Source organism: Acerihabitans sp. (assembly GCF_036398755.1).
Classification (GTDB): Bacteria; Pseudomonadota; Gammaproteobacteria; order Enterobacterales; family Enterobacteriaceae; genus Acerihabitans.
Window position 1 is genome coordinate 21,390 of the sequence record NZ_DASWOM010000095.1, and the last position, 16,224, is coordinate 37,613.

Sequence of the window (16,224 nt, forward strand, 5' to 3'; positions counted from 1 at the left end):
ATTAGTGAGTTGGCGTAACCCCAGAATTATACACGGGGGCGAACCATCCCATTAATGGATTGCGCACGGACCCTTATTGCCCGGGGACGGCGAGTAAAACCAGTGAGTGAAGCCCTGGATGTGTCACGTGCGCAGCTCTCGCTTTATCGTTACCGGCAGGCTGATTGGCAAGATGGCCGCAAGCAGCGGCATCAGGATGACGCCGAATTATTGGCCCGCATCCGTGCCGAAGTGGCCGACCTGCCGAGTTATGGCTATCGACGCATCTGGGCTAATCTGCGCCGCCGTTCGGAGCAGGAAGGTCTGGCGAGGGTGAACGCAAAACGGGTATGGCGCGTGATGCGTGACAACGGCTTGTTGTTAGAGTCGAAACCCCGTCCCACACCGGATACCCGTCGTCATACAGGCCGGGTGGCGGTGGACGCAAGCAATCGGCGCTGGAGTTCGGATGGCTTCGAGTTCCGATGCGATAACGGCGAAAAGCTGCGAGTCACCTTCGCCATCGACTGTGGCGACAGGGAAGCCTTGGACTGGGCGGCCAGCACCGGCGGTTATGACAGCGATACGGTACAGGACGTTATGCTACGCTCAGTTGAACGCCGGTTCGGGCAAAACCTGCCGACAGCGCCCACCGAATGGCTGACGGATAACGGTTCGGCCTATCGTGCCGATGAAACCCGGAGCTTCGCTAAAATGCTGGGCCTGGAGCCCCGAACGACCGCGATCAGAAGTCCACAAAGTAACGGTGTAGCAGAAAGCTTCGTTAAGACGATGAAGCGTGATTATATCGGCATGATGCCAAAACCGGACAGCCAGACGGCAGTGTTAAACCTGTCGTTAGCGTTCGAACATTACAACGAATATCACCCGCACAGCGCTTTAGGAAATCGCTCACCAAGAGAATATCGGCGCAGGGGGAAACCATCAGCCTAAGCGGGAATAGGTGTATGGATATATGGGGTCAAATCCACCGGGTACCCAGACCCTGTCCAGCGCGTTAACCGCAGCGGTGATAATGTCCCGGGTTTCACGCTTTGGTGTAATCCGTTTTTCCGTCGAAATATTCCCGTAATATGACTCTTTGGAGGCGAACGACCAAGTTTTGATAAAGGCCGAGATATGCCGGCGGTACTTCTTCGAGCGAGATACAGCTCTTTCCGTTCAGTTCCCTAACAGTTCGCTCGAGTACAACGCTAAAATTCTTCAGGATAAACATCTGGTTAGCCAGGGGCAGCTGCAGGACAGTTGTGCTCCCCATAACCTGCAGTTTCTTCGCTATCCGGTTTCCCACGCCCCATATTTCTTCAACCGGCTGCAGGGATAGCAGCTTTTCTGTTCGCCGTGGATTTGCCGGAGTCAGCGCGAGAATGCCCCGGAATTGTGGCCACTTTTTTTGACGCATACTGCGCAGATTTCGCCAGCGTTTTGTGGCACCGATACCGACCCCGATCGTCAGTCCGGTACCGCTTCTGACTTGCTCCCATAACCGCCGTATCTGGGGTTCTACGCCGGGCCGCCGAAATTGCCGGCGTAGAACCCCAAAGAGGTGTATCAGGTTTCAATCGCTGGCTGTATCACATTACAACCGCTGCTCACAGCTCCTGCAGATTCGGCATGCAGAAGTAGCTAAAAATGGCAGAAGCAAGACTGTCGCCCTGCCACCTTTAACGCCCGCTCACCCGATTGGCATCAGAATAGTATTACTGGCATACACTATCTGCTCCGGCCCCCCCTCCGGCGGCCACAGATTAAGGGCGTAATACTTTGCGCGTAATTCAGCACGTTGTTCCAGCGAATCAAATGACCATAAATGAATAATGCGGTCGAGACCGTCTGAAGCATACATGTTGATCACCAGATGTGAAGTGTATTCCTGAGCCGGTTTTAACGCTTTTTCCCATCCCTTCAGGGTGGGCGTTAACCCCCCCGGCCGAAGATAATAAGTACGCAGTTCAAAAACCTTTCCCTGCGGGGGAGAAGTAACCTCTGGCAGAAATGGAAACTTACTAAAGCATTCATAACTAATACTTTCGCCCGGCCGGATGCCCATTCCATCAGCCACGAGAAGCCTCTGTTCATGAGCTTCCCGCTGTGCAGCTTCATTGGGCCATGAACGTAGCAAAACTATCTGAAATAACGCACCAATTTCACTCTGCCATACCCCGAGAAGCAAGCCTGGTCCCTGTGCATGCAGTGCCCGTTTAGCGACAGATTTAAAAGTAAGTGCAGATGCCTGAATACGGCATAGTTCGTAAATCATTTCTTCCTCCACTGCCTCGTTTAATCAACTAAATCAGACAATTCGTTGACCGTGATACGACTTGAAAACCCACTCAGTTTACCGAAAAGCGGATCCCACTCCTGAATATCCATTTGTACAATGAGATTTTCACGGGCAAAGGGATCTGCACCAATCATTGCATTCACTTCCTCCAGCGTTTCTGCCTTAAATATAAGAAAGCCAGCCCGTAACGCAGTGTTCTTCAGTGGACCTGAAGCTATCAGTTTTCCCTGTCGGATAAGCTCTTTCAGGTAAAGCACATGTTCACGGACAAAGATGCTCCACTCAAGTCCATCCGGATGACCCATTCTCACAACATAGATGCTCATAGATTTTCTAAACCTTGCGATTATTTATAATCGATCATAATAACTACTGACGGCTTTTAAAATGGCCCAACATTTCATTCTGAAACAACTAGGAGTGGTTAATGCTTGATAAATTGACTGGGATGCAGGCTTTCATTACCACGGTGCAGACCGGCTCTTTTGTCACCGCCGCAGACAAGCTCGGCATGTCTCCTCAAATGGTCGCTCGCCATATAGCAACACTGGAGAAGCAGTTGGCGACCCGCCTGCTGAACAGAACAACGCGCAAGCAGAGCCTTACGCCTGCAGGCTGTCAGTACTTCAGGCGGTGCGAGACTATTTTGAAAGCTATTGATAATGCTGACAGGGAAGCCAGCGGGACTGTCGAAGTCCTTTCCGGTACGCTGAGAGTGAATGCTCCAGTAACATTCGGGCGTTACGCTTTGGTGGGGTTTTTGAGCCAGTTTATGGCGCGTTATCCACAAATGAATATTGAACTCACACTGTCCGATGAAGTTATTAATCCCGCTTCTGAGAATTTTGATATGGTTCTTCGAATTGGTGAACTCGATAAAAACCTCAGGCTTGCCACGAAACCGCTGTTCGCCTACCGGTTAATCGTGTGTGCTGCCCCCCAATATCTGACAATACATGGCTGGCCGAGGCATCCCTCAGATCTAAATCAGCATGAGTGCCTTGGTTTTTTTCCCTGGCCGACGGGATTGCTGCATCACTGGCCCTTCGTCAGCGCAAAGGGGAACACAGAGGTGAAGGTAAAGTCCCGGCTGGCAATAAACGACTGGGGGGCATTGCTTGAAGCGGCATTGCAAGGAACTGGCGTTCTGATTGGCTATGAAAAAGGACTTGAACAACCGATTAAAAAAGGACAACTCATCACCATCCTGGAAGACCATAAAATTCCGGAGCGGACGATGAATTTGTTATATGATCCGTCCCGAAAAAACGAAACCCGCTATAAGGTTTTCATAGATGAACTGTGTGAATATTTTAACTGATTAATCTGCTAAGCGCGGTGCGCCACTTATGTCCGCTTTCGGGGGTTCTGTAGCATTAACGGCCGCAGGTCAGTAAAAATTAAATTGTCTATTTTTCAGGCAGACAGAAGATGAAACTGTTCTGTCAGAAATAATCCGTCCTCGGACGGATGCTGGCATTGGGGTTTGAGAGACAATGATGTAAAAAGCCACGATAAGGATAATAATTTATTGTTTTTATTTATTTTTATTACAGGGACATTTAAAACCCTGTAATTCGATAATAGGCTTAAACGAGGGCTAACAAAGAGAAAACTTGCCAAGAAGGTTAAATCTATTTTGCTGTGGCTTACGTTAATGTTAAATTTGTATCAGCGTTTACTAGGATGACTTGAATGCCAAAACCGGATAGCCAGACGGCGGTAATAAACCTGTCACTGGCGTTCGAGCACTACAACGAATATCACCCACACAGCGCATTGGGATATCGCTCACCAAGAGAATATCAGCGTCGGCGGAAATCATCAGCCTATAGGCCAGAAGTGCCCACGATCCTAGGGGCAGTCCATTCCCGCTCGGGTAGTGTCTGTATTAAGGTTCCAGTCCCGGTTGGCGGTATATAAACACCATCCGGTTTATAGCGCGATCTCAAAACCAGCGCGGCCCAGGATCGACTGCCGCGCCGAGGGAACTCAGAACGTGACCGGCGTATTGACCCACAGCACCTGCGCGACCGTTGTCCCGATGTTGCAATAGCCGTGGGGGATATGGCTGGGGAAATAAAATGAGTCGCCGGCAGCCAGGAGATGGGTTTCTTCGCCCAGGTACAACTCAAGTTCGCCGGCCAGCACATAGCCCATTTCCTCGCCATGATGTTCAATCAGCCCATCGCTGGCCACTCCCGGTTCGATAATGTGGATATTGCCCTGCAACAGGCCGCCTTTATGGTTATACGTCAAATTTTCCAGGTCGATGCCGCCCTGTTTATTGCGCTGTATAAACCGTTTGCGCCGCCGCTGTTCCGGTTTCAGCACCGGGGAATCAGCCACCCAGTTTTCGGCCATCAGGTCGGAAATATTGGTCTCCAGTGAACGGGCCAGCCGGTGCAGCATGGCCAAGGAGGGGGAGGCCAGCTCGTTTTCCAGTTTGGACAGCAGGCTCTCGGAGCATTCCACCTTTTGCGCCAATTGCTTCAAGGTCAATTCCTGCGCCAAGCGGGCATGGCGCAATCGCATGCCCAGGTTGGGTAATACCGTACCGCTGGTGTCGCCGTTTTTTTTCATGACAGGTTATCGGTTATGTAGGTGAACGCCATCCGTGGTCCGCCGGACCACGGATGGCGTAACAGGTTATTCAGTTACACTAAAATGAATCGCTTGCGGATTACAACCATTGATTGGCACGATGTCCTGCGGGCAGGCGGACATCACCACAATGCAGTCCAGCTCGGCGCGGATCTCCACATAGTCGCCCGCTTTGCTGACGGCCGGTAGCCAGGAGATGCTGTAATCGGGATTCACCGGGGTATTCATCCACAGATTGAGCGGCTGTGGCACTTCGCGGGCGCGCAGGCCGATGGCGTTCAGCGCCAGGCGCATATTGTCCGCGCAGCTGTCATGGTATTCGGTAATGCCCATATTGCTGTAGCGGAACAGGTCGCAGGCGGCGATCAGGGTATCATGCACGCCCGGCGACGCGTCGGCCAGCAGGGTGCCGATGGGCCGCCGCTGGTTGGTGACCAGCGCATCGCCCGGCTTGGGGATGATCCGGTCGATAAACGCGCGGGTATGTTCCATGGAGGAGAACTCGCTCAGGTCTTCGCTGTTGAACAGCCAGGTATCGCACACCTGGCTTCCCGGCGTATTGACAATGCGGATAACCTGGCCTTTATGCAGGCGAACCGCGCGGCCGCAGCGGGCGGGTACCGTATACAGCTCGCCGGGCAGCGGCGTGCCGTCGGCTGAAATCGGCGAGGTGGCGGTGGCGTTGGTGCCAAGCGCCGTGCCGTTATCTTTTTCACAGCAGGCCGGGTAGTGGGTGGTGCTCATAATGTGACTCCTGTTAATGGGTTTGCCAGCTCCGTCAGACAGCAGGCGAGGGCCCTGGCGCCAAGCCAGAGCGAATGGGGATCGGTATATTCGGCCGGGTTATGGCTGACGCCGTCGCGGCTGGGAACAAAAAACATGCCGGTGGGACAGTGTGCGGCCAAATGCATGGCGTCATGGAACGCACCGGAAACCAGCTGGCCGGCGGGAATGGCCAGCGCCGCGCAACACGCCCGCTGCCGCGCCAGCAGCTGCGCGTCGAAGGCCACCGGCGGCTGGCTCAGCATCGGCGTAATGATCACGTTGCCGGCGGCAAGGCTTGCGATCGCCGCGTCAAAGCGGTCCAGTACGGCGGCGTCGGGATAACGGAAATCCACCGTAAAGCCAACCTCGCCCGCCACGGTGTTAATGGCGTTGGGCGCCACCTGCCAGCAGCCAAAGGTTAAACGCAACTGGTCCGCCGGCACATCGGCCACCGCCTGTTCAATGCGGTCCGCCACGCGCCGCGCCAGCGTCATGGCGTCCTCGCGTCGGTCCATCGGCGTGGTTCCCGCATGGGCGCTGCGGCCAAGACAGCGGATTTGGTACCATCTCACGCCCTGGATGCCCTGCACCACGGCCAGGGGCAGGCCGGCCTGCTCAAGCACCGGGCCTTGTTCAATATGCAGTTCGATAAAAGCCGCCATCGGATGGCGGGCGCGGCGCCCAAGCGCGGCAAAGCGGCGGTGGCACTCGGCCAGCGCGGCGCTGACCTTTATGCCGTCCTGGTCTTGATTATCCAGGTAATCCGTCAGGCGCTCCGGGTTGACAAAGGCGCAGGAGCCCATGGCGCCGGGAGAGAAGCGGCTGCCTTCTTCGTTGGTCCAGATAACCACCTCCAGCGGCCGCTGGGTGACGATACCGGCCTCATTAAGCGCGAAGAGACATTCAATGCCCGCCATCACCCCATAGCACCCGTCCAGGTTTCCGCCGCACGGCTGAGTGTCGATATGGCTGCCGGTCACCACCGGCGGCAAATCCCGCAACCCGGCGCGGCGGATAAACAGGTTGGCGCATTGGTCGGTGGTCACCTCGCAGCCCAACGCCACGGCCAGATCGATAATCCATTCCCTGGCGGCCAGGTCTTCAGCGGACAGGGCTTGGCGATTCACCCCGCCGGCCGGCAGCGCGCCGAAACGGGCGAGAGCGGCCAGGTTGTCGAGCAGTCGCTCCTGGCGTACGTAACCCGCGACCAGCATGCCCGGTTCACTGGACATGGCCGGCCTCCGGCTCGTCAAGTTGCAGCGGGCGCTGGAACCAGGGGGCGAGAAAGGCCCGAAGGCGTTCGGTGCGCGGGCTACGCAGCAGCGTGCCCGGCGGCCCGCTTTCCACCACGCAACCCTCGGCCATAAAGACAATGCGCGAAGAAATATGCGCCGCGAACGACATCTCATGGGTGACCATCACCATAGTGATGCCTTTTTGCGCCAGCGCCCTGATCACATCCAGTACTTCTTCCACCCGTTCGGGGTCCAGCGCCGACGTCGGCTCATCCAGGAGCAGCAGTTCCGGTTCCAGCGCCAGGGCGCGTGCAATGCCGACGCGCTGCTGTTGCCCGCCGGACAGGCGGGACGGCCAGGCGTCGGCTTTTTCCGTCATGCCCACCTGCGCCAGGGCGGCGGCGGCGCGGCGGCGCGCTTCCTGGCGCGACAGCTTTTTGCCCAGTACCAGCGGCGCCGCAACGTTCTCCAGCACCGTCATATGCGGCCACAGATTAAACTGCTGAAACACCATGGCCAGCGGACGGCGTACTTCCGCGATCAGCGCGGCGCCGTCGCGATGGCGCGGCTCGCGCCCCGGTCCGCTGTAGCCCAATAGCTGGCCCTTAATGCGGATTTCTCCTTCATCGTAGGCTTCAAGGAAGTTCATGCAGCGCAGCGCGGTGGTTTTGCCCGAACCGGAGGGCCCGATAAGCGTCACGATCTCGCCGGCGTCGACCGCCAGGTTGATATTCTTCAGCACCCGGTGGCCATCAAATGATTTGCCGACGCCGCGCAGTTCGATAATGGATTCGGCCATAAATATTATCCTTGAGAGGTCTGCCAGCGACCGAGCAGGCGAATGCCCAGGCTGACGGCCTGCGCCAACAGCCAATAGCTCAGGATCAGCAATGCGTAGGGCAGGACATAGGTATAGGTATTGGCGACGATTTGTCCCGTCGTCATGGTGAGCTCGGGCACGGTGATAACCGAGGCCACCGCGCTTTCTTTAATCGTCAGGATCAACTGGTTGCCGAGCAGCGGCAGGCTGAAGCGGACCGCCTGCGGCGTTTGGATATGCCAGAAGCTCTGCCAGCGCGAAATGGCATGGACTTCCGCCGCTTCCAGCTGGCCGCGGGTGATGCTTTGCCAGCTGGAGCGGAAGATTTCGCTGAAATAGGCGGCGCTGTATAAGGTCAGCGATAAAATGGTGGCTCCGGTGGCGCTGAGCATGATGCCCACCGACGGCAGCCCGAAGTAAATCACCGCCAGCTGCGCCAGGTAGGGGGTGCCGCGAATCAGCCATACATAGGCGCGCCACAGCGCGTATGCCGCCCGCCGCCGCCGGCACAGCGCATGGACGGCGAACCCCAGCAGGCCGCCCAACAGCGCCGAACACGCGCTGAGCCACAGGGTGATGCCCATCGCGCGCAGATAATCAGGCAAATAGAGAAGAAGATCTTTCATGTTCTTTCCTTCACCCAGCGACGTTCGAAATAGCGGCCCAATAGCGCCAGCAGGCTGGTCAGCAGCAGATAGACCAGCGCGGTGGCGATATAGACCTGCAGGGGACGGTAGGTTGACGAGGCGAGTTGCTGTCCCACCCGCATCAGATCGGTAATGGCGATGACAGACACCACGGCGGAGGCCTTGATGACATCAATCAGCTCGGACACCAGTGCGGGCAGCGTCAGGCGCAGTACCTGCGGCACCTGGATATGCCAGAGTGCTTGCCGGGTGCTTAGGCCGCAGGTTTCCGCCGCTTCCAATTGACCGGGCGGGATGGCGGCAAAACCGCTGCGCAGAATCTGCGATTGGTAGGCCGCGGTATTGAACGTCAGGGCCAGGACGGCGGCGAGGTAGCCGGACATCTCCAGCCCCAGCTCGCCGGGGAGATAAAAGCACAGCAGCATTTGCGCCAGCACTGGGGTGCCGCGAAACAGGCTGACCCAGGCGCCGGCAATACCCCGCCATATCCATAGCCGGCTGAGCGCCATCAGATGAAGGCCCACGCCGACAAAAAAGCCGGCGACGATGGCGGTCAGGCACAATGACGCGGTCGTTACCGCGCCGTTGAGCAGGACGGGAAGCCAGGAAAGCAACAACGAGTAGAAATCTGCCATGCCGCCGCCTTACAGGCTGGGCGCCGGCATCCGATCCGCCGGCACGTCCATGGTAAAGCCAAACCATTTCTCCTGCAGCGCCCGCATCGTGCCGTCGCGATTGGCCTCGGCAATACCGTCGCTGAACAGCTTGACCAGCCGGGCGCTATCCTCGTCTTTACGCCCGGTCCAGCCAAAGTAGGTAGTCGGGCCAAGCATGGGTTTCAGCGTGCCGAACATGCCGGGGCGGCTTTTGATCAGCGGACCGAGGTTGGCCAACGACTGCGCCACGCCGTCAAGGCGTTTATTGGCCAGATCCGCATAGGCTTCATCAAAAGAGACGTACTGCTTGATTTCTTTCAGGCCCGGTTTGTTGCCGGCTTTCAGCTGCTGATCGAATAACTGCAGCACCTGGAGCTGGCCGGAGCCGGCCTGCGAGCCGACAACTTTGCCGCTGAGATCGTCAAGCGAGGCCATGGAGGTATCGCTGTCGCGTTTAAGCAGGGCGACGGTGGATTCGGCGATCGGCACCGTAAAGGCGAAATGTTCCATGCGTTGTTTATTGACGGTGACCGCGGTAACCACAAAATCAAATTTCTTGGCGTCCAGCCCCGGCAGTATCCCCTGGAACGGCAGATCCAGTTGTTTCACCTTTACTCCCGGCAGGTGTTTTTGCACGATATGGTTCATCAGGTCGACATCATACCCGACGATGTTGCCATCTTGAACAAACTCAAACGGCGCATAGCGGGCTTCGGTGGCGATGGTCAGCGTTTTATCGGCGGTAACGCGATCCAGCAGATCGGCGGCGCTCGCGGGCAAGGCGAGCCCGCTGGCAATACATAATGCGGACGCGCACAGCGCGGTGGTGACTTTACTCAATAGCATGGTATTCCCCCGGTGAAAGTGACATTCCTGTTATTCAAGTTACTTGCATGAAATGATATAAGCATGAAATGTGCCAGTAAGTTCATTGCGCCGGTTAAAAAATATCTAAAGTTTTATCTGACTGTTTATGATGATATTTTAAGTATTTCCGGTGTTTTATTAAGCGGAGGGGAAAGTAAAAAAGCGATACATTGCCGCAAGGCGAAACAACATTGATGTGTTGACGTCGGCCCGATGTCTGCCGGTGGTGCGCCGTTGCACCTATATTGTGCGGCAGGCGCCTGTAGCGGGAATGGATCCCAAGGTCATCAGCCGGCTGGAAAAACCGCAGCGGATCGATCGGGCTGCCGCGGAAGAAGACGGTAAAGGGGCCGTTACCTTTTTGACCCGACGCGCCGGACAAACCGGTGTTCCGTTAGCACCCTGAAATAAAAAGAGTTATGCTACGGTTCTGAATTTGATAACCGGCATTGCCACTCTTGCCCGAAAGCGGCCTTATGATGAAAAAAATAACTACTCAAGTTCCCGCGCTTGATAAAGTCGTGGATATCTGCGATTACCTCTCCGATAAAAAAGGGGCCACGTTCACGCAGATTTATCAAGGCCTGAACATGGCAAAAAGCACCACTTCCTCCTTGCTGAGCGGGATGATAACGCATGGGCTGATAAGGCAGGTTGGCGATAAATATTGTTTAGGGCTGCGCTTATATGAGCTTGGCAATAAAGCCATCCAGCAGTTTGATATCAAAAATATCGCCATGCCGGTGCTGGTTAACCTGCGCGATAGCACTGAGCTGACATGCCATCTGGGCGTGTTGGAAGGGAATACCCCGATATACCTGGCAAAATTAGAAAGCCCCCGCGCCATCGTGATCCGCAGTTGGGAAGGCAAGCGACTCTCGCTGCACAGTTCAGGCCTGGGCAAGGCGCTGATGGCATGGTTGACCGTCGAGGAAAGAAACGCGCTGCTGACCGATGAAGAGACGCTGCCACGCTATACCGGCACCACCATCACCGATAAGCGGCGGCTTAACGCCGAGCTCGCCCTGGTCCGGCAACGCGGCTGGGCCTACGATAATGAAGAGGACAGCGAGGGGGTAAGATGTATCGCCGTCCCGGTGTTCGACGGTAATCAGCGCGTGATTGCCGCCATCAGCGTATCCGGCGTTTCTTTTCAACTGCCTGAAAACCATCACGAAGAAATAGCGACACTCCTGGCGCAGGCCGCCAGGACGATTACCGACAAAATCAAGTAACCCCGCCTCCGCCAGCAAGGCGCGCCGCCACGGCGCGCCGGCGCTTAAAAAACAGACTCATCGATTAATTTGAAGACAGTCACAAAAGCGATAACTTTCTGTTCAATGCGTTGACACCCCAAATCCCAGCGAGCAAAATTGTTCTATTAAAAGAACTGTAGTTCTGTATAAAGAACAAGACCCAGATGGTCAATCTTACCGCTACGTGATTCAGGAGCATTGTGATGAGCCAGGTTTATCCGGTTATTAAACTCAATCCCAAAGATGATGTCGTCATTGCCCGCAGCCCGATCCAAGCCGGCACCGTGCTGCAGCATGAGCAGCTTACCGTGCTGACGGCTATTCCCGAGGGGCATAAAATTGCGCTGCGCGATATCAAGCAAGGTGAAGCCGTTAAGCGCTACGGCCAGATCATCGGTTTTGCCGCAAAACCTATCGCCAAAGGGGAACATATTCATACCCATAATCTGGGCATGGGTGACTTCGCCCGCGATTATGCCTACGGTGAAGATACGATCGACCTTGTCCCCGACGCAACGCGGGATACTTTCATGGGCATCCGCCGCGCCGACGGGCGTGTCGCAACCCGCAATTTCATCGGCATATTAACCAGCGTCAACTGCAGCGCTACCGTGGCGCGCGCCATCGAAGATCATTATAAAAAAACCGGCCTGGAAGACTATCCGAACGTCGACGGCGTGGTCGCGCTGCCGCAAAGCTTCGGCTGCGCCATTGGTTTCGACAGCGAAGCGATGGTGGTCATGCGCCGCACGCTCAGCGGTTATGCGCGTCATGTTAATTTTGCCGGCGTCATTATTATCGGCCTGGGATGTGAGTCAAATCAAATCAAGGACTTGATTCGGGTTGAGCGGCTGGAGGAAGGTCCGGCATTGCATACCATGACCATCCAGGAAAGCGGCGGAACGCGCAAGACCATCGATAAAGGCATCGCGCTTATCGATGGCATGCTGGCAACGGCCAATCAGGTCAAACGTGAGCCGGTGCCGGTAGCGGAACTTATCCTGGCGCTGGAATGTGGCGGCTCCGACAGCTATTCGGGCATTTCGGCCAATCCGGTGCTGGGTTATGCCGTCGATAAAATCGTCCGGCAGGGCGGTAGCGCCATTCTCTCGGAAACCTCGGAGATCTACGGCGCGGAGCATTTGTTGACCCGGCGGGCCGTTTCGCCGGAGGTGGGCAAGAAGCTTATCGCGCGGATAGAATGGTGGGAAGATTACTGCCGCAGAACCAACAGTGAAATGAACAATAACCCGTCGGCGGGAAATAAAACCGGCGGGCTCACCACGGTGCTGGAAAAATCCCTCGGCGGCATCGCCAAGGGCGGCACGACCAATTTGGTCGAAGTGTATGAATATGCGGAACCCGTGACGGCAAAAGGACTGGTGTTCATGGATACCCCGGGCTATGACCCCATTGCGGTGACCGGTCAGATTGCCGGCGGCGCCAACGTACTGTGTTTTACCACCGGCCGGGGTTCCGCCTTTGGCAGTAAACCCACGCCTTGTTTAAAACTGGCGACCAATAATACGTTATGGCGGCGGCAGGAAGAGGATATGGACCTTAACTGTGGCAATGTCGTCGACGGCACGGAAAGCATCGCCGATGTGGGCGAACGACTTTACGGCATGATTCTGGACATGGCTTCGGGTAAAAAAACCAAAAGCGAGCAGTTCGGTTATGGCAGCGCGGAATTTGTCCCGTGGAATATCGGTTCGATTATGTAATCTGTCGACGGTAATCTTCCCTACAAAATAGATTAATAAAAAGCCATATAACGTATATATGGTTTAGGTAACCATTATGTCTAATAACATAACAAATACAAACAGCAGCTACGGCAAGCCTACCAATGTCAGATGGCGAATATTCCTTATCCTGTTATTACTGGGCGCGATTAACTATATGGATCGTACGTCCCTGGCGATTGCCATGCCGCATATCGTCAGGGAATTCAATATCCAGGATGCGGTGGTCATCGGATTACTGCATAGCACCTTTTTTTGGGCCTATGCCCTGATGCAACTGCCCAGCGGCATCATGGCGGACCGCTTTAAAGCGCGCATTATCATCGCCTGGGCCACCATCATCTGGGGAATATTCCAGGCGCTGGGCGCGATGTGCCATACCACGGTATTACTTGCGCTGACCCGGGTTGGCCTGGGTATCTCGGAATCGCCCATTATGCCGGCCGGGGCAAAACTGATGGGCACCTGGCTGACCCCGACCGAGCGTGGACGCGGCTCCATGCTGCTTGACGGCGGCGCGGCGCTGGGCACCGCCATGGGCGCTATTGTCCTGACCTGGTTAATCGCGGTATTCGGCTCATGGCGCATGGCGTTTATTATTGCCGGCGTCGCCACCGTGCTTGCCGGCTTGCTAGCCTATTGGTATATCCGCACCTATCCGCATGAGCATCCAAAAATCAACCAAGCCGAGCTGGATCATATCATCGCCGGCAATCCGTCCGCGGCGGAGCCCAGTAAAAAATATACCTTCGCGGAGATAAAACCTTATTTCAAACAGCGCAACACCCTGGCCCTTATCGGCGGATGGATTTGCTACAGCACCGTATTTTATGGCTTGATGACCTGGCTGCCGCTTTATTTTCAAAAAACCTATGGTTTTGATATCAAATCAATGGGCGGGGCCATGGCGATCATCTTTTTATGCTGCTTTGCCGGCCAGCTCACCGGCGGCTACATTATGGACCGCTGGCGCAACAGCGGCGGCGACACCAACAAAGTACTGCATACCATGCTGGCTATTTCAGCCATCACCGCGGGGGCAGGCATTTTCCTTTGCGCCAATAGCACCAATCCAATCATGGCGGTAATCCTGCTCGCCGTGGCGATGTTTCCATTACGCTGGGCAAGCGTCTACTGGTCCATCCCTTCATTGCTCGGCGCGCAAAAGGTCGCGGGAACCCTCTGTGGCGCGATGAATTTCAGCAGCAATCTTTCCGCGGCGATCATTCCCATCTTTATCGGTTTTCTGGTACAGGCTACTGGAAATTATTATGCCGCAATGATGTTCTTTGCCGCCGCGGCGGTAGGTTATCTGCTCTGCTCGCTGGCCATTAATTTCGATAAAAAAATCGGCAATGAACAGTTAAGCCCGGAGGGAAGGGTGGAAGCGGTCAGATAACGATAAACCCTGTGATATTGCGACGAAACCTAGCCCTGATTTTCATAGACCCAATACGGTGGTATTAAATGAATATTGATAAATTTAAAGGTGTTTTCCCACCCGTCCCGACCATTGTCGACGGTAAGGGCCATCTGGATGAAGCCGGCATGGCAAGGCTGCTGGACCATATTATCACCAGCGGCGCCAATGGCATGCTGATACTGGGCAGCGGCGGAGAATTTTGCCATATGTCCCATGAAACCCGGCTGGCGGTAGCCGAATTCTGTGTCAACTACGTCGACGGCCGGGTGCCGGTGCTGCTCGGTATCGCCGCGCCCGGCACCGCCGAGACCATTGAGTACGGCCAACATGCCGCCGCCATAGGGGCCGATGCGGTGCTGGTGGTCAACCCCTATTATGCGCAGCTGAATAGCGATTATCTTTATCATCACTATCGCACTATCGCGGAATCAACCCCGCTACCGGTATTCCTGTATAATTTTCCCGCCCTCACCGGGCAGGATATCGGCCTGGAGGTCATCACCAGACTGGCGCGCGACGTGCCCAATATCATCGGCATAAAAGATACCATCGATAATATCAGTCACACCCGTGAAGTCATTAATCTGGTGCATGGCTTCAGGCCGGACTTTATCATTTTCTCCGGATATGACGAATATATGCTGGATACGCTTATTCTCGGGGGGCATGGCGGTATTCCCGCCACCTTTAACTTTGCGCCGGAAGTCACCGGCGGCATCTATAAGGCGTTTATTGCAAAAGACTATGAACGCGCGTTCTCCCTGCAGCGCCGCCTGGCCAAACTTTCTCCGCTTTATGCGCTGGAAACGCCATTTTTTGGGGTGATCAAGGAAGCGATCAACGCCAGCGGGGTGGCTATCTCCACCGAGGTCATTGCCCCCGCCAGAAAATTATCCCCGGAGAAAATCAGCCTGGTAAAAGACATTATCCATAATATCAGGTAGGGGCGATCGCAGCACGAAGTGATGCGCCGGGGGTCTGTGGATGGTGGCAAACTGTGTCTTGCCTATCACATCACGGCGATACCTCCGGAATAACAGGATCGTGCAACGATGAAACCAAACCACGGCCGGGACTGGATCGTACACAGCCCGGGTTCGCATCATATCGAAGCCATAGAAGCCTTTTTCTCCGGCCATGCTTACGATCCCCATCGTCATGATACCTATGCCATCGGCCAGACGGTTGCCGGAGTTCAGAGTTTTCGCTATCGGGGCGCGCTGCGCAACAACCTGCCCGGCGGCATCATGGTATTGCATCCCGACGAATTGCATGACGGTCATGCCGGCAATGAGGACGGTTTTCTCTACCGGATGATGTACATCGAACCCGCGCTGATACAGCAGGTTTTACCGGGCAGGTCGCTGCCGTTTATCCCGGGGGGAGTTTCTTGCGACGCCCGGCTGATTACGGCGACAAAGGTATTATTGGGCGCGCTGGACTCGCCGCTTGAATCGCTGGAAAAGGATGACGCCCTGTACGATCTGGCGCTGGCGTTAAATGCGGTTTCCGGCGCAACCCCGCCTCTGCCGCGGGCCGCGCTGGATTATGCCGCCGCCGAACGCGCCAGGGCATTTATCCATGACAACCTTGGCTCCCCTGTCACTATTGAACAATTGTCGGAACATGCAAACCGCGATCGCTGGGGGCTTTCCCGTGATTTTCGCCAGATGTTCGGCACGTCGCCACACCGTTATCTGATCATGCGGCGGCTGGATATTGTTAAAAAGGCGCTGATAGGCGGGCAAACATTGGTGGAGGCGGCGCTGGCGGCCGGATTTTATGATCAAAGCCATATGAGCCGACACTTTGGCCAGGCCTTCGGCATATCGCCTTATAAATGGAAAAAGATGGTGTCCCCGGCAACCTAGGCTGCACAAACCTACAAGAATAGCGTTTCCGCACGGTTTACTCTCTCAACA

At 55.5% G+C, this 16,224-nt stretch carries 16 protein-coding genes and 3 pseudogenes; 8 read left to right on the forward strand and 11 right to left on the reverse strand.

Annotated elements, in window-relative coordinates; genetic code table 11:
* Positions 1-54: 54 nt before the first annotated feature.
* A pseudogene (locus VGC33_RS16365) lies at positions 55-1,001 on the forward strand (IS3 family transposase); the annotation flags it as partial.
* Here the strand turns inward: VGC33_RS16365 and VGC33_RS16370 are convergent.
* From VGC33_RS16370 to VGC33_RS16380, 3 genes and pseudogenes are all read right to left on the reverse strand, one after another.
* A pseudogene (locus VGC33_RS16370) lies at positions 970-1,492 on the reverse strand (DNA polymerase Y subunit UmuC family protein); the annotation flags it as partial. The pseudogenes VGC33_RS16365 and VGC33_RS16370 sit on opposite strands and share 32 nt — an antisense overlap.
* Before the next feature lie 183 nt (positions 1,493-1,675).
* Complete coding sequence (locus VGC33_RS16375) at positions 1,676-2,260, reverse strand: NIPSNAP family protein (RefSeq protein ID WP_331121837.1); 585 nt, start codon at positions 2,258-2,260, stop codon at positions 1,676-1,678.
* A 20-nt stretch (positions 2,261-2,280) separates the two neighbouring features.
* Positions 2,281-2,610: a YciI family protein gene (locus tag VGC33_RS16380; RefSeq protein ID WP_331121838.1), complete on the reverse strand. Its 330-nt coding sequence runs from the start codon at positions 2,608-2,610 to the stop codon at positions 2,281-2,283.
* A 101-nt stretch (positions 2,611-2,711) separates the two neighbouring features.
* On the opposite strand from VGC33_RS16380, the gene VGC33_RS16385 reads away from it, so the two are divergent.
* On the forward strand, positions 2,712-3,605 hold the full coding sequence (locus tag VGC33_RS16385) for a LysR substrate-binding domain-containing protein (RefSeq protein WP_331121839.1): 894 nt from the start codon (positions 2,712-2,714) through the stop codon (positions 3,603-3,605).
* 374 nt (positions 3,606-3,979) lie between these two features.
* Positions 3,980-4,111: pseudogene (locus VGC33_RS16390) on the forward strand (integrase core domain-containing protein); the annotation flags it as partial.
* A gap of 165 nt (positions 4,112-4,276) precedes the next feature.
* Here the strand turns inward: VGC33_RS16390 and VGC33_RS16395 are convergent.
* The 8 genes from VGC33_RS16395 to VGC33_RS16430 all read right to left on the reverse strand — a co-directional run bounded on the left by VGC33_RS16395 (position 4,277) and on the right by VGC33_RS16430 (position 10,260).
* Entirely contained in the window at positions 4,277-4,867 is a 591-nt protein-coding gene (locus VGC33_RS16395; protein ID WP_331121840.1) for a cupin domain-containing protein, read from the reverse strand.
* A 66-nt stretch (positions 4,868-4,933) separates the two neighbouring features.
* Complete coding sequence (locus VGC33_RS16400; RefSeq protein ID WP_331121841.1) at positions 4,934-5,632, reverse strand: DUF1989 domain-containing protein; 699 nt, start codon at positions 5,630-5,632, stop codon at positions 4,934-4,936.
* A complete protein-coding gene (locus VGC33_RS16405; RefSeq protein ID WP_331121842.1) occupies positions 5,629-6,885 on the reverse strand; it encodes a M20 family metallo-hydrolase in 1,257 nt (418 codons plus the stop codon). The genes VGC33_RS16400 and VGC33_RS16405 overlap by 4 nt, the downstream gene beginning before the upstream one ends.
* Positions 6,875-7,687 carry an amino acid ABC transporter ATP-binding protein gene (locus VGC33_RS16410; protein ID WP_331121843.1) on the reverse strand — a complete coding sequence of 271 codons (813 nt, stop codon included), beginning with the start codon at positions 7,685-7,687 and terminating at the stop codon, positions 6,875-6,877. Before VGC33_RS16410 ends, VGC33_RS16405 begins: the two co-directional genes overlap by 11 nt.
* Before the next feature lie 5 nt (positions 7,688-7,692).
* Positions 7,693-8,334 carry an amino acid ABC transporter permease gene (locus tag VGC33_RS16415; RefSeq protein ID WP_331121844.1) on the reverse strand — a complete coding sequence of 214 codons (642 nt, stop codon included), beginning with the start codon at positions 8,332-8,334 and terminating at the stop codon, positions 7,693-7,695.
* The gene (locus VGC33_RS16420) at positions 8,331-8,990 is read right to left on the reverse strand and encodes an amino acid ABC transporter permease (protein WP_331121845.1); all 660 of its coding nucleotides are present in this window, start codon (positions 8,988-8,990) and stop codon (positions 8,331-8,333) included. The genes VGC33_RS16415 and VGC33_RS16420 overlap by 4 nt, the downstream gene beginning before the upstream one ends.
* Positions 8,991-8,999: 9 nt before the next feature.
* The gene (locus tag VGC33_RS16425) at positions 9,000-9,857 is read right to left on the reverse strand and encodes a transporter substrate-binding domain-containing protein (RefSeq protein ID WP_331121846.1); all 858 of its coding nucleotides are present in this window, start codon (positions 9,855-9,857) and stop codon (positions 9,000-9,002) included.
* 94 nt (positions 9,858-9,951) lie between these two features.
* Complete coding sequence (locus VGC33_RS16430) at positions 9,952-10,260, reverse strand: hypothetical protein (protein ID WP_331121847.1); 309 nt, start codon at positions 10,258-10,260, stop codon at positions 9,952-9,954.
* A gap of 97 nt (positions 10,261-10,357) precedes the next feature.
* Between VGC33_RS16430 and VGC33_RS16435 the strand changes: the two genes are divergently transcribed.
* From VGC33_RS16435 to VGC33_RS16455, 5 genes are all read left to right on the forward strand, one after another.
* The gene (locus VGC33_RS16435) at positions 10,358-11,113 is read left to right on the forward strand and encodes an IclR family transcriptional regulator (RefSeq protein WP_331121863.1); all 756 of its coding nucleotides are present in this window, start codon (positions 10,358-10,360) and stop codon (positions 11,111-11,113) included.
* A gap of 224 nt (positions 11,114-11,337) precedes the next feature.
* Positions 11,338-12,858 (forward strand): D-arabinonate dehydratase, encoded by a 1,521-nt coding sequence (locus VGC33_RS16440; RefSeq protein ID WP_331121848.1) that lies wholly within the window; start codon positions 11,338-11,340, stop codon positions 12,856-12,858.
* 76 nt (positions 12,859-12,934) lie between these two features.
* The gene (locus tag VGC33_RS16445) at positions 12,935-14,278 is read left to right on the forward strand and encodes an MFS transporter (protein ID WP_331121849.1); all 1,344 of its coding nucleotides are present in this window, start codon (positions 12,935-12,937) and stop codon (positions 14,276-14,278) included.
* Between the two features lie 68 nt (positions 14,279-14,346).
* Positions 14,347-15,246 carry a dihydrodipicolinate synthase family protein gene (locus VGC33_RS16450; protein WP_331121850.1) on the forward strand — a complete coding sequence of 300 codons (900 nt, stop codon included), beginning with the start codon at positions 14,347-14,349 and terminating at the stop codon, positions 15,244-15,246.
* A gap of 108 nt (positions 15,247-15,354) precedes the next feature.
* A complete protein-coding gene (locus VGC33_RS16455) occupies positions 15,355-16,173 on the forward strand; it encodes an AraC family transcriptional regulator (protein ID WP_331121851.1) in 819 nt (272 codons plus the stop codon).
* Positions 16,174-16,224: the final 51 nt, after the last annotated feature.

What these genes read in the sequence shown, in the direction of transcription:
- VGC33_RS16385 (WP_331121839.1), top strand. Translation starts at nt 2,712, where the DNA reads ATGCTTGATAAATTGACTGGGATGCAGGCTTTCATTACCACGGTGCAG.
- VGC33_RS16445 (WP_331121849.1), top strand. Translation starts at nt 12,935, where the DNA reads ATGTCTAATAACATAACAAATACAAACAGCAGCTACGGCAAGCCTACC.
- VGC33_RS16375 (WP_331121837.1), bottom strand. Translation starts at nt 2,260, where the DNA reads ATGATTTACGAACTATGCCGTATTCAGGCATCTGCACTTACTTTTAAA.
- VGC33_RS16450 (WP_331121850.1), top strand. Translation starts at nt 14,347, where the DNA reads ATGAATATTGATAAATTTAAAGGTGTTTTCCCACCCGTCCCGACCATT.
- VGC33_RS16410 (WP_331121843.1), bottom strand. Translation starts at nt 7,687, where the DNA reads ATGGCCGAATCCATTATCGAACTGCGCGGCGTCGGCAAATCATTTGAT.
- VGC33_RS16395 (WP_331121840.1), bottom strand. Translation starts at nt 4,867, where the DNA reads ATGAAAAAAAACGGCGACACCAGCGGTACGGTATTACCCAACCTGGGC.
- VGC33_RS16380 (WP_331121838.1), bottom strand. Translation starts at nt 2,610, where the DNA reads ATGAGCATCTATGTTGTGAGAATGGGTCATCCGGATGGACTTGAGTGG.
- VGC33_RS16400 (WP_331121841.1), bottom strand. Translation starts at nt 5,632, where the DNA reads ATGAGCACCACCCACTACCCGGCCTGCTGTGAAAAAGATAACGGCACG.
- VGC33_RS16405 (WP_331121842.1), bottom strand. Translation starts at nt 6,885, where the DNA reads ATGTCCAGTGAACCGGGCATGCTGGTCGCGGGTTACGTACGCCAGGAG.
- VGC33_RS16420 (WP_331121845.1), bottom strand. Translation starts at nt 8,990, where the DNA reads ATGGCAGATTTCTACTCGTTGTTGCTTTCCTGGCTTCCCGTCCTGCTC.
- VGC33_RS16440 (WP_331121848.1), top strand. Translation starts at nt 11,338, where the DNA reads ATGAGCCAGGTTTATCCGGTTATTAAACTCAATCCCAAAGATGATGTC.
- VGC33_RS16435 (WP_331121863.1), top strand. Translation starts at nt 10,358, where the DNA reads ATGAAAAAAATAACTACTCAAGTTCCCGCGCTTGATAAAGTCGTGGAT.
- VGC33_RS16415 (WP_331121844.1), bottom strand. Translation starts at nt 8,334, where the DNA reads ATGAAAGATCTTCTTCTCTATTTGCCTGATTATCTGCGCGCGATGGGC.
- VGC33_RS16425 (WP_331121846.1), bottom strand. Translation starts at nt 9,857, where the DNA reads ATGCTATTGAGTAAAGTCACCACCGCGCTGTGCGCGTCCGCATTATGT.
- VGC33_RS16455 (WP_331121851.1), top strand. Translation starts at nt 15,355, where the DNA reads ATGAAACCAAACCACGGCCGGGACTGGATCGTACACAGCCCGGGTTCG.